Annotated in this window: 11 protein-coding genes and 1 pseudogene; 8 read left to right on the top strand and 4 right to left on the bottom strand. The window is 75.5% G+C overall.

The annotated features are described in order from the left end of the window. Positions 1-152 precede the first annotated feature (152 nt). From MNZ27_RS15680 to MNZ27_RS15650, 8 genes and pseudogenes are all read left to right on the top strand, one after another. Complete coding sequence (locus tag MNZ27_RS15680; RefSeq protein ID WP_242395031.1) at positions 153-611, top strand: PTS sugar transporter subunit IIA; 459 nt, start codon at positions 153-155, stop codon at positions 609-611. A gap of 274 nt (positions 612-885) precedes the next feature. Beyond that, positions 886-1113, top strand: coding sequence for a sulfurtransferase TusA family protein (locus MNZ27_RS15675; protein ID WP_242395030.1), 228 nt, complete (start codon positions 886-888; stop codon positions 1111-1113). A 16-nt stretch (positions 1114-1129) separates the two neighbouring features. Continuing rightward, positions 1130-3079: an FAD-dependent oxidoreductase gene (locus tag MNZ27_RS15670; protein WP_242395029.1), complete on the top strand. Its 1950-nt coding sequence runs from the start codon at positions 1130-1132 to the stop codon at positions 3077-3079. A gap of 11 nt (positions 3080-3090) precedes the next feature. Beyond that, positions 3091-3480 (top strand): annotated as a pseudogene (locus MNZ27_RS24060) (hydrogenase iron-sulfur subunit); the annotation flags it as partial. Between the two features lie 63 nt (positions 3481-3543). Continuing rightward, positions 3544-4803, top strand: coding sequence for an NADH-quinone oxidoreductase subunit B family protein (locus MNZ27_RS15665; RefSeq protein ID WP_308197972.1), 1260 nt, complete (start codon positions 3544-3546; stop codon positions 4801-4803). Continuing rightward, positions 4800-6284: a Ni/Fe hydrogenase subunit alpha gene (locus MNZ27_RS15660; protein ID WP_242395027.1), complete on the top strand. Its 1485-nt coding sequence runs from the start codon at positions 4800-4802 to the stop codon at positions 6282-6284. Before MNZ27_RS15665 ends, MNZ27_RS15660 begins: the two co-directional genes overlap by 4 nt. Then, positions 6281-6823, top strand: coding sequence for a hydrogenase maturation protease (locus MNZ27_RS15655; protein ID WP_242395026.1), 543 nt, complete (start codon positions 6281-6283; stop codon positions 6821-6823). Before MNZ27_RS15660 ends, MNZ27_RS15655 begins: the two co-directional genes overlap by 4 nt. A gap of 9 nt (positions 6824-6832) precedes the next feature. After that, on the top strand, positions 6833-8395 hold the full coding sequence (locus MNZ27_RS15650) for an ATP-dependent DNA ligase (RefSeq protein ID WP_242395025.1): 1563 nt from the start codon (positions 6833-6835) through the stop codon (positions 8393-8395). Between the two features lie 318 nt (positions 8396-8713). Here the strand turns inward: MNZ27_RS15650 and MNZ27_RS15645 are convergent, their stop codons facing one another. The 4 genes from MNZ27_RS15645 to MNZ27_RS15630 form a co-directional block, all read right to left on the bottom strand. Then, positions 8714-8956 carry a DUF2442 domain-containing protein gene (locus MNZ27_RS15645; protein ID WP_242395024.1) on the bottom strand — a complete coding sequence of 81 codons (243 nt, stop codon included), beginning with the start codon at positions 8954-8956 and terminating at the stop codon, positions 8714-8716. A 9-nt stretch (positions 8957-8965) separates the two neighbouring features. Beyond that, on the bottom strand, positions 8966-9217 hold the full coding sequence (locus MNZ27_RS15640; protein ID WP_242395023.1) for a DUF4160 domain-containing protein: 252 nt from the start codon (positions 9215-9217) through the stop codon (positions 8966-8968). Between the two features lie 298 nt (positions 9218-9515). Next, the gene (locus tag MNZ27_RS15635; protein WP_242395022.1) at positions 9516-11006 is read right to left on the bottom strand and encodes an ATP-binding cassette domain-containing protein; all 1491 of its coding nucleotides are present in this window, start codon (positions 11004-11006) and stop codon (positions 9516-9518) included. A 324-nt stretch (positions 11007-11330) separates the two neighbouring features. After that, positions 11331-11840 (bottom strand): ExeA family protein (locus tag MNZ27_RS15630; RefSeq protein ID WP_242395021.1); only part of this gene is annotated, 510 nt, incomplete at its 5' end.

Below are 11840 nucleotides of genomic sequence, written 5' to 3'. Positions count from 1 at the left end.
CCCCGGGGGGCGCGCCGGCGCGCGTGCCCCCCGGCGGCCCGAGGCCGTGCCCCGTCCTCGCCGCGCCGGGCCGGCCGCCGCGGCACCGCTCGCAGCCCGGCTTGCCTTCTTGCCCACCCGTTGCCACCTGTGTTAGCTGACGCCGGTCCATCATGAAGATCGTCGAGTTCCTTCGGCCGGACGCCGTCATCGGAACCCTCACCGGGCAGACCGGGCAGGCCGTGCTCTCGGAGCTGACGCGGCCGCTCGTCGCCGGTCAGAAAGTGGACGGGCAGAAGCTCCTCGACACGCTCCTCGAGCGGGAGAAGCTCGGCTCGACCGGCATCGGCGAGGGCGTCGCCATCCCGCACGGCAAGGTCGCGGGGCTGCCCGGCCTGATGGCGAGCTTCGGGCGCTCCGTCCCCGGCATCGACTTCAGGGCGATCGACGGGAAGCCCACCCATCTGTTCTTCGCCCTCTTCGCCCCCGAGAACTCCGCGGGCGCCCACCTCAAGGCGCTCGCCCGGATCAGCCGGATCTTCAAGAACCCGACGTTCCGCGAGGCGATCCTGAAGGCCGGCAGCGAGGCCGAGATCTACCGCCTGATCGAGGCGGAGGACGCGAAGTACTAGCCCGCGGTTCCGTTCGGGGCGCTCCCCCGGCTCCTCCCTCGCACGCCTCCTCGCCGCCTCGCGGCGGACCCACGCCGACCCTCCTGCTCCACGCCCGGCCCGCGCCTGCGGCAGAAGATTCCCCACAGGATGTCGCACCCTTGGCGGTTTGACGCCGGGGGGATGGGTCGGTAATGTCGACCGTGAGCGTCTGCAAAAGCGAGGACCGGACCGGAGGCCTGGGCGCGCGACCTGGCCCCCCGGCCCCCGCCCGCCATGCAAGGAGAGCGAGGAAGTGGGACTCAACGTCATGAAGATCGACTGCAGCGGCATGCGGTGCCCGCAGCCGGTGTTGAAGCTGGCGGTGGAGACGGCGGAGACGCCCGCCGGCACGGTGGTCGAGATCATCGGGGACTGCCCCACCTTCGAGAAGGACATCCGGACGTTCTGCGACCGCCGGAAGAAGACCCTCCTGTCCGTCCGCGCGGACGGCCCGAAGTGCGTGATCCAGATCCAGTACTAGCCGGAGGACCGGCGGTGTGACCGGGGAGCGAGACGGAGCCGAGGGCGGGGCCGGCGGACGGACCGGCCTGTACCTCTGCCGCTGCGGACCGAACCTCGGGAACGTCGTGCGCCTGCCGGAGCTCGGGGACGCCGCGGCCTGGCCCGGCGCCGCCGACGTCGCGGTCCACGACGTCCTCTGCTCCCCGGAGGGGAAGGCCTGGCTCGCGGCGCGGATCCGCGAGCGCGGGATCGAGCGCGTCGTCGTCGGCGCCTGCTCTCCCCGCGAGCACGAGCACACCTTCCGCGGCGTCCTCGAGAGCGCCGGGCGTTCCCCCTGGCACCTCGCCCTCGTGAACCTCCGGGAGCAGGCGGAGTGGCTGGGGGGCGAGCCGGAGGCGGTCACCGCCCGGGCGCGGGCGCTCGTCGCCGCCGCGCTCCGGCGGGTGGCGCTCCAGCGACCCATCGCGGCGGGCGAGGTGGACGTCTCGGCGGACGTGCTCGTCGTCGGGGGCGGGGCGGCCGGGATCTCCGCCGCCCTCACCCTCGCCCAGAAGGGGCGGCGGGTGTTCCTGGTCGAGCGCGCCTTCGTCCTGGGCGGGCTCGCGAACCGGCTCGACGCGATCTTCCCGGACCTCGAGTGCGCGAGCTGCTTCATGGAGCCGGCGCTCGATCGCGTGCTGCACCACGAGCGGATCGAGGTGCTCACCGGGGCGGAGGTCGCCCGGGTCCGTGGCGCGGCCGGGCGGTTCTCGGTCCAGCTCGCCGTCTCGCCCCGCGGCGTGGACCCGCAGGCGTGCCTGGGCTGCGGCGCCTGCGTGAGCGCCTGCCCGGTCGAGGTGCGGGAGCCGCGCGGGGGCGGGTCGCGGAGGGCGATCCACCTGCCGTACCCCGGCTGCCTGCCGCACGCCTCGGTGGTGGACCGCGCCGCCTGCCGGCACCACGCCGGCCGCGGCGGGGGGCCGGACTGCGACGCCTGCGTGCGGGCCTGCGCGTTCGGCGCGATCCGGCTCGACGAGCCCGCGGCGGCGCGCGAGGTCGAGGTGGGCGCGATCGTGGTCGCGACCGGGCTCGAGCCGGGGGCGGCGGACGGGCCGGACGGCGTCATCTCGAGCTACCAGCTCGAGCAGATGCTCCACCCGGACGGCCCGACGCGCGGGGAGGTGCGCGGGGCCGGCGGGACGGCGCCGCGGGCGATCCTCCTCGCGTCCACCGCGACCGACGTCGGGGCCGAGCTCGGGGCGCGGGAGATCCTGAAGCTCGCCCACCTCCTCCGGGCGCGCCTCCCGGGCGCGCGGATCACGGTGGCGGGCGGTCTCGACCGGGCCCCCCAGCTCGCCGGCGCCGCCGCGGCCCTCGCGGCGGAGGGCGTGGAGCTGGTCGCGGGGGCGCTGGCGCAGGCCGCGGTCTCCGAGGTGCTGGGGGGGCTCTCGGTGCGCCTCGTGGCGCCTGGCGGGATCGAGACGCGGCACGCGGCCGACCTCGTCGTGGTGCACGCCCCGCCGCGCCCCTCGTCCGGCGCCGCCGCGCTCGCCCGGCTCCTCCGGATCGACCAGGACGCGCGGGGGTTCCTCCTCGACCGCGGGGCCGGGCCGTTCGAGCCCACCGCGACGCGGATCGCCGGCGTCCACGTCGCGGGCGCCGCGGCGGGGCCGCGGACGATCCACGAGGCGATCCGGGACGGCGCCGCCGCGGCCGGCCAGGTGCTCGCGGCGCTCCTCCCCGGCGAGCGGAAGCCGCTCGAGCCGCTCGCGGCCGAGATCGACCCGGCGCGCTGCGGCGGCTGCGGAATCTGCGTCGCCGCCTGTCCGTTCGGGGCGGTGGTGATCGAGCCGGACGCAGGGACGGCCAGCGTCGAGGCGGTGCACTGCCGGGGCTGCGGCAGCTGCGCGGCCGCCTGCCCGACCGGGGCGGCGAGCGCCCGGCACTACACCCGCGCCCAGCTCCAGGCGGAGATCTCGGCCCTCCTCGCGGCGAGCGGGACGTGACGGCGGAGCGGATGCGGGACGAGCCGCGGATCGTGGCGTTCCTGTGCAGCTGGTGCGCGTACGCCGCCGCGGACCGGGCCGGCCAGGCCCGGCTCGCGTACCCGCAGAGCCTCCTCACGGTGCGCGTGACGTGCGCCGGGCGCGTGGAGCCGGCGTTCGTGCTCCAGGCGTTCCGCGAGGGCGCCGACGGCGTGCTCGTCGCCGGCTGTCACCCCGGCGACTGCCACTACGTGGACGGGAACCTCCGCGCCGCCGCGCGCCACGCGGTGCTCGCCCGCGCGCTCGAGCAGGCCGGGATCGAGCCGGCGCGGCTCCGGCTCGCGTGGGCGGGCGCGAACGAGGGGGAGCGGTTCGCCGGGATCGTCCGGGAGATGACGGAGGAGCTGCGGGCGCTCGGGCCGCTCGCGTACCGGCGGCGCGCCCTCGACGACGTCCACGACGCGCTCGAGCTCGCGCCGCACCGGGTGGACGCGATCGAGCGCCCGCGCCCGACGCCGCCCCGGCGCCCCGGGAAGCCGAGGGTCGCCTTCTACTGGAACGCCTCCTGCGGCGGCTGCGAGGAGGCGGTGATCGACCTGGGCGACGGCTTCGCGGAGCTGCTCGAGAAGGTCGAGGTGGTGCTCTGGCCGGCGGCGTTCGACTTCAAGCGGAGCGACGTCGAGGCGATCCCGGACGGCGGCGTGGACGTGGCGTTCGTGAACGGCGCGGTGCGGCTCACCGAGGACGACGAGTGGGCCCAGCTCCTCCGCCGCAAGGCGCGCACCCTGGTGGCCTTCGGCGCCTGCGCGCACCTCGGCGGCGTGGTCGGGCTCGGCAACCTGTCCGGGCCGGAGGAGATCCTCGACGCCGCGTACCGCCGGGCCCCGTCGATCTCGAACCCGGACGCGGTCCTGCCCGGTCGCCCGGTCCAGGCGGCGGGCCACGCGCTCTCGCTGCCCGTCCTGCTCTCCCGGACCCTCACGCTCGCCGAGGTGGTCCAGGTGGACTGCACGATCCCGGGCTGCCCGCCGTCGCCGGCGGTGATCTCCGCCGCCCTCGACGCCCTCCTCGCGGGCGAGCCCCCGCCGCCGGGCGCGGTGCTCGCGCCGAACGTCTCCCTGTGCGAGTCGTGCCCGCGCAGGGGCTCGCGGCCCGAGCGGCTCGAGCTCCGCGCGCTCCGCCGCATCGCGACCTCGGCGATCGAGCCGGAGGCCTGCTTCCTCGCCCAGGGGCTCGTCTGCCTCGGCCCGGCCACGCGCCAGGGATGCCAGCCGGGCTGCGTCGAGGCCGGGATGCCGTGCCGCGGCTGCTTCGGGCCGCTCGACGGCGTGCGGGACGCGGGCGCCGCGATGCTTTCCGGCTTCGCCTCGCTCTTCCAGGGCGGCGAGGAGGAGCGCCGCGCTCTCGCGGCGGCGGTGCCGGATCCGGTGGGCACCTTCTGGCGGTACACCTACGCGGCGGGGCTCGCGCCGGCGCGCGTGCGGCCGGTGAGCGAGGCGGAGCCCCGGCGCGGCGGCGGAGGCGCGGGAGTGAACGGAGAAAGGCGAGCTGAGGGGCACGCGGATGAGCGTGCCCCGGAGCGAGCGGGGGGTCCGGGGAGGCACGAGCCGAGCGGAGGCGAGGGAGTGGACGGAGGAAGGCGAGCGCAGGGCCACGCGGATGAGCGTGGCCCGGAGCGAGCGGGGGGTCCGGGGGGGCGCGAGCCGAGCGGAGGCGAGGCGAGTGTCCCCCCGGCAAGACGATGACGCGGCGGATCACCATCGACCCGATCACCCGCCTCGAGGGGCACGGGAAGATCGAGATCCTGCTCGACGAGCAGGGGAACGCGGCGAGCGCGTACCTCCAGGTGCCCGAGCTGCGCGGGTTCGAGCGGTTCTGCGTGGGGCGGCCGGCGGAGGAGATGCCGCAGCTCACCGCGCACGTGTGCGGCGTCTGCCCGGCGGCGCACCACCTCGCCTCGGTCCGCGCCCTCGACGCGCTGTACGGGGTGACGCCGCCCGTCGCCGCCCGCCGCGCGCAGGCGCTCTACTACCACCTGTTCGTCTTCGAGGATCACCTCCTCCACTACTGGTACATGGGCGGGCCGGACTTCTACGCCGGCCCGCGGGCGCCCGCGCCGATGCGGAGCCTCCTCGGCGTCCTCGCCCGGGTCGGGCAGGACCTCGGCAAGCGCATCCTCTCGGTCCGCAAGGAGGCGCGCGACCTCATGGCCGCGCTCGCCGGGCGGACGATCCACCCGGTCTTCGCGCTGCCCGGCGGGATCGCGAGGCCGGTGGACGCCGAGACGGTGCGGCGGGCGCGCGAGGCGGCGCCGCGCCTCGTCCAGTTCGCGGTGGACACCCTCGAGTCGTTCCGCGCGGCGGTCCTCGGGAACGACGAGTACGCCCGGGCGATCTCGAGCGAGGTCTTCCGCGTCCGCTGCCACTCCATGGGCATGGTGGACGAGGCGGGGCGGGTGGCCTTCCTCGACGGGCGGGTGAGGGTGATCGATCCGGCCGGGAAGGAGCTCGCGCTGTTCGAGCCGCGCGACTACCTCGCGCACGTCGCCGAGCGGGTGGAGCCCTGGACGTACGCGAAGCTCACCTTCCTCAAGGCGCGGGGCTGGAAGGGATTCACCGAGGGCAGCGAGAGCGGCCTCTACCGCGTCGGCCCCCTCGCCCGGCTCAACGTCGCGACGGCGATGGCGACGCCCCGGGCCGAGGCGGAGCGGCAGCGCCTCTTCGAAACGCTCGGGTGGCCGGCGCACCAGACGCTGGCGTTCCACTGGGCGCGGCTGGTCGAGGCGCTCCAGGCGGCGGAGCTGATCCAGCTCCTCGCCGACGACCCGGACCTCGGCGAGGCCGAGGTCCGGAACGTGCCGGCGCCGCTCGCGGGGCCGTCGGAGGGGGTCGGGGCCGTCGAGGCGCCGCGCGGGACGCTGTTCCACCACTACGCGACCGACGCGGACGGGATGCTCACCGCCGTGAACCTCGTCGTCGCCTCCCAGCACAACGCCGCGCCGGTGCAGATCTCGGTGCGCAAGGCGGCGCGCGGGCTGGTGAAGGCGGGCAAGGTGGACGCGGGGCTCCTGAACCTGCTCGAGATGGCGTTCCGGGCGTACGACCCGTGCAACGCCTGCGCCTCGCACGCGCTCCCCGGCGAGCTGCCGCTGGTGGTGACGGTGCGCGGCCCCGACGGCGCGGTGCGGGACGTGATCCGCCGGCGGGTGCGCGAGGACGACGCGTGATCGGCCAGGCGGACCGCGACCCGGCGATCCCGGGCCCGCTCGGCGGGCCCTACGCTGAGGGTGAACGGCCCGGCGCGATCCTCGTCCTCTGCCTCGGGAACGCGATCCGGCGGGACGACGCGGTGGCGCTCCGGGTCGCCGACGCCCTCGACGCCGCCCCCGAGCCGGGCGCGGTGGTGCGGCGCTCGGCGGGATCCGGGCTCTACCTGCTCGACGACATGGAGGGGTTCGACCGCGTGGTGGTGGTGGACGCCGTGCGGACCGGCGCGTTCCCGCCCGGCGCCGTCCACTCGGTGCCGCTCGAGGCGATCCGCGCGCCGGGCGGTCCGTCGCCGCACGCCATCGGGCTCCCCTCGGCGCTCGCCCTCGCCCGCGACGCCGGGGCGCCCGTGCCGGCGCGGATCCACGTGGTCGCCGTCGAGGTGCTCGAGATGGAGTCCATCGGAGAGGGGCTCACCCCGGCGGTGGAGGCGGCGGTGCCGGCGGCGGTCGAGGCGGTGCGGCGGGCGGCGCGCGCCCTCGCCGGCGGCGCCGGTTAGAACCGGCGCATGCTCCTCGCCGACCTCGCCGCGACCTCCCGGGACGTCGCGGCGGCGCCCGGACGGCTCGACAAGGTCGCGCGGCTCGCCGAGGCGCTCCGGCGCCTCGCCCCGGCGGAGCGCGCCGCGGGGGCCGCCTGGCTCGCCGGCGATCTCGGCCGCGGCCGGATCGGGATCGGCCACGCCACCGTCCACGAGGCGCTCGCCGCGACGACGGCCGCCGCGGCGCCGTCGCTCACGGTGTCCGAGGTGGACGAGGCGCTCGGTCGGATCGCGGCGGCGAGGGGTGCGGGGGCGGGGGCGGAGCGCCGGCGCGTCCTCGTGGGGCTGCTCGGGCGCGCCACGGCGGAGGAGCGGCGGTTCCTGGCCGGGCTCGCGCTCGGCGAGCTGCGGCAGGGCGCGCTCGAGGGGGTGCTCGTCGAGGCGGTGGCGCGCGCCGCGGGGCTCCCGGCCCAGGCGGTCCGGCGCGCGGTCATGCTCGCCGGCGCGCTCCCGCCGGTCGCGGCCGCCGCCCTCGAGGAGGGCGCCGCCGGGCTCTCGCGCTTCGCGCTCCGGGTGGGCGAGCCGGTCCAGCCGATGCTCGCCCAGACCGCGGCCGGAATCGCCGAGGCGCTCGCCGCCTGCGGCGGCGCCGCCGCCCTCGAGTGGAAGCTCGACGGCGCGCGGGTGCAGGTCCACAAGGACGGGGACCGGGTGAAGGTCTTCTCGCGCTCGCTCCGCGAGGTGACCGGGGCGGTGCCGGAGGTGGTGGCGCTCGTCCGCGCCTCCCCCGCGGCGACCTTGATCCTCGACGGCGAGGCGATCGCCGTCCGGCCGGACGGGACGCCGGAGCCGTTCCAGGTGACGATGCGCCGGTTCGGGCGGAAGCTCGACGTGGAGCGGCTCGCGCCGGATCTGCCGCTCTCCGCGTTCTTCTTCGACGCGCTGGTCGTGGACGGGGCCGACCTGCTCGCCGCGCCCGAGCGGGAGCGCTGGGAGGCCCTCGCCCGCGCGATCCCGGGCGCGCACCTCGTCCCGCGCCTCGTCACGGGCGACGTGGCGGCGGGTCGGGCGTTCCTCTCCGACGCGCTCGCGCGCGGGCAGGAGGGGATCGTGGCGAAGGCCCTCGACGCGCCCTACGAGGCGGGCCGGCGGGGCGCCGCGTGGCTCAAGGTGAAGCCGGCCCACACGCTCGACCTGGTGGTGCTCGCCGCGGAGTGGGGCAGGGGCCGGCGGCGGGGCTGGCTCTCGAACCTGCACCTCGGCGCCCGGGATCCCGGGCGCGACGGCTACGCCATGCTCGGGAAGACCTTCAAGGGCATGACCGACGCGATGCTCGCGTGGCAGACGGACCGGCTCCGCGCGCTCGCCACGGGCCCGCTCGACGCCTACGAGGTGCCCGTCCGGCCGGAGCTCGTCGTCGAGGTCGCCTTCGACGGGATCCAGGCGAGCCCGCGGTACCCCTCCGGCCTCGCCCTCCGCTTCGCGCGGGTGAAGCGCTACAGGGAGGACAAGCGGCCGGAGGACGCGGACACGATCGAGACCGTGCGCGAGATCTTCGCGCGGCAGGGGGCGGCGCCGCGCAGCCGGTGACGGGTAGCTCGTGGAGAACGGGCTATCACTTGTCGCGACACGTTTCGGTGGTCACGTTTCGGCGGTCAATATTTTAAAGGAGGGACAATGGTTAAATGTGAGTGCGGGGGTTGTAAATCATGCAAGACTAGTCCTTCTGGGCGTGAACGTTGCCAACGAGAAGCAACCGAAGGCGACAAAAAATGCAAACCCTGCCATGAGCAAGCGTTTGGGAATTGGGGACAGAGCGGCCAGACGGGCAACGACCCCGGCGTAGGTGGAAGGCACTGACAGTTCGGTGCGGGCCGAACTCGAAAAAATAGAGCCGCCGGAGTGCGGTCAAAGCGGCGGCAAGCTGAGGACGAGCACGTCGGGGTCGAGATCCGCGTCGTTCGGCCACACGATCGTGCCGAGCGTCTCGTCCACGCGGACCGCACGGAACAGGTCGGCGTCCCGCCGGAGCGGCTCGAGCATCGGGCCCCGCAGCAGCGGACCGACGTCCACGATCCGGGTCGAGCCGTCCGTAAGGCCGAGCTCGACGCGCAACCCGTCGAGCGGACGAACGCTTCGGATTCGCACCACGTGCCGATTCTAGTCGAGCGGGGGATGAAGGCGAGCGGCAGTGACCTGCCCGGCCCGCTCCCAATTGGCGCGCAGATCGCCCTTTCTCGACGAGGCCCACTCAAGCACGAGCGCGTGGGCACGTCGCGGGATCGAGCCGCGGAGCACGTCGAGGCCGTCGATGGCGAATACGGCCTCCTCCTCGCCGTAACGGGCGTGGAAGTGCGGAGGAGCGTGATCGGCGTAGTAAAGCGCGATCACGATCCCGAAGAACTCGCTCACCTTGGGCATGCACGAACCGTGTGCAACGGCTCGGCCGCTGTGAGCGACCGGCGGTCGTGGAGTACCGCGCGCGGAGAGGGACGCGTCGCGGACGTCGGATACGCGGCGCGGTCGCCCGCCCGAACGGCCGCGCCAGATGACGGGCTCGGGGCCCACGGGCCACGGGACCCGGGTGGCGAGCACGGAGAGGCCGGTGACGGTGACCGGCACGGTGACGGAGCGTGACAAACGTGACGGTGGGAATGGGGCAGGGAGATGGGATCGGGTTCGCGTTCGGGTAGGGGCCTTCCGTCGGAGATCACGTTGCGTGCACGAGGCCGTCGGAGACGCTCCACCGCGAGGCGGTGCAGCGCGCGGCGAACGCCTCGTCGTGCGTGACGAGGAGCAGCGCGCCGGGGTAGGCGGCGAGCGCAGCCTCGAGCCGCTCCACGGTGGGGAGATCGAGGTGATTCGTCGGCTCGTCGAGCACGAGCGCCCAGGCGTGTCGCCCGAGCCCGAGCGCGAGCAGGAGCTTCCGCGCCTCCCCCGGGGAAGGCACCGCGGAGGCGAGGAGCCGGGCCGGGTCGCTCCCGAGCGCCGCGACCACGGCGAGCACCTTCCCCTTCACGTCCGGCGGGAGACCCCGCACCCGGGCGATCAGGTCCGCGCACGCGTCCGCCGGCATCTCCTGGGGGACGTGGAGGAGGCGATCCGGCGGCAGCGTGGACCCGGCGAGCAGCGCCTCGAGGAGCGTCGTCTTGCCGGACCCGTTCCGACCTCGGACCCAGACCCGGTCCTCCCGCCTCAACCGGACGTGCACGTCGCGGAGGATCCCGGCCGTCCCCGCCCGGACGGCGGCGGCGTCGAGCGCGAGCAGGACCGGCCGCGGGGCGCGCTCGTACCCGGCGAACACCGACCTCCCGAGCTCGGCCTGGGGCGGCGCCGCCGGGATCGCGTCCTCGGAGCGCTCGGCCGCGGCGCGCAGGCGACCGACGCGCCGTCCGAGCCCGTCCTCCGCCCACATCCGGCGCGTCGTCGCGGTGATGGTGCGGGCGTCGCGATCCTTCGCGTCGCGATGGCGTCCGCTCCGGGCCCGCTCGGCGGCCTCGCGGGCGCGTCGCGCCTCGTCGAGCTTCCGGGCCGCGTCGCGCGCGACCTCCTGCGCTCGCGCGCGCCGGTCCCAGGCGGCGCGGACCTCCGCCTCCCAGCGCTCCCGGGCGCGGGAGTACGGGGCGTCGTGCAGGCTCGCCTGGCCGCGGTGGAGGCGGACGGTGCGCGGGGCCAGCTCCTCGAGGAAGGCGCGATCGTGCGAGACGACGACGCCCGCGCCGCCGAACCGCTGCAGCGCGCGGAGGAGGAGCGCCCGCGCGGCCGAGTCGACGTGGGTCGTGGGCTCGTCGAGGAGGAGCACGTCCGGCTCGGTCGCGAGCGCCGCCGCGATCTGCCAGCGCTTGCGCTCGCCGGGCGAGAGCGTCTCCCACCGCGCGAGGGCGGCCGGATCGAGCGCGAGCTCGCCTCGGAGCCTGCGCGCGGCGCCGTCCTCGCTGCGCGCGAGGTCGCGCTCCGGCTCACCCGCGGTGTCGACCCGCTGCGGGCAGAGCGCGATGCGCGCACCCGGCGGCTCGACGCGGATCCGCCCGGACGCCGGGGCGAGCGCGCCGGCGACGAGCGCGAGGAGCGTGGTCTTCCCCGCCCCGTTCTCGCCCACCAGGGCGGTCCAGCCCGCGGGGAGGAGGAGATCGACGTCGGTGAGGATGGGGATCGCGTCCGCGTGGGCGAACGAGACCCGCTCGAGGCGGATGGATGGCACGGCGTGCTCCCAGGCGAAGCCGAAGCCGCGCAGGGCGCGGACGGCAGAGGCGAGAAAGAGGCTCTCGGGTTCGCTAGGAGCGCATCGGAGCGCCGCGGTCGCGGCGCGTGGTCTTTGTAGCGCGGCGCGACGGTCCGGGCAACGGGGCGCGCATGGACGAGGTGTGTGCAACGGCTCGGTGTGGCCGCTCAAGCTCGTTGATGGAGATGCGAACAGCCTGGCTGCTGTCCATCGCCGCTTGAGCGGGGCGCGCGCAGCGGCGTGATGGACATTGCCCGGCGCCCCGCCGCCGGGCCGAGACCACGGCGGCGAGGGGGGGCGCGATCACCGGTCGACCTCGAGGCCGTCGCGGTCGAGGACGCGCGGGAGGAGGTCCCGCTCGACGAGCTTGCGCTTCTTGCGGGCCGCCTCGCGGAGGCACCCGGTCGCGAGGCGATCTAGGTCGCGCATCCCGCCGGTGGCCGCCTCATGCAGCATGGCGACGGCGTCGTGAGTGAAGACGTCGCGATCGCAGCCGGCTCGCTTCATGCGGTACCGCAGGTACTCGGCGGTGTCCTCGGGCGTGAGCGGGTCGATGTGCAGCCGCCAGTGCAGGCGCGAGTGCAGCGACCGGTAGCGCCGGAGCTGGAGTTGGTCTTTCAGCTCGGGGAGGCCGACGAGGATGAGCGAGAGGAGCGCCTTCGAGTCCCACTCATAGTTGAGGAGGATGTGGAGATGCCCGAGCATCTCGGGATGCAGAAGGTGCGCCTCGTCGATGAGGAAGACGGGGTGGACGCGCTCCTTGCCGAGGTCCTGGACGTGGGTCGAGACCGCGTAGAACACCGCGGCGGCGGT

Source organism: Anaeromyxobacter oryzisoli (assembly GCF_022690765.1).
Lineage (GTDB): Bacteria > Myxococcota > Myxococcia > Myxococcales > Anaeromyxobacteraceae > Anaeromyxobacter > Anaeromyxobacter oryzisoli.
This window is presented reverse-complemented; position numbering and strand designations above follow the sequence as displayed.

Bases quoted from the DNA above. Each gene is read 5' to 3' on its own strand.
- MNZ27_RS15680 (WP_242395031.1), top strand. From the start codon at position 153: ATGAAGATCGTCGAGTTCCTTCGGCCGGACGCCGTCATCGGAACCCTC.
- MNZ27_RS15660 (WP_242395027.1), top strand. From the start codon at position 4,800: ATGACGCGGCGGATCACCATCGACCCGATCACCCGCCTCGAGGGGCAC.
- MNZ27_RS15650 (WP_242395025.1), top strand. From the start codon at position 6,833: ATGCTCCTCGCCGACCTCGCCGCGACCTCCCGGGACGTCGCGGCGGCG.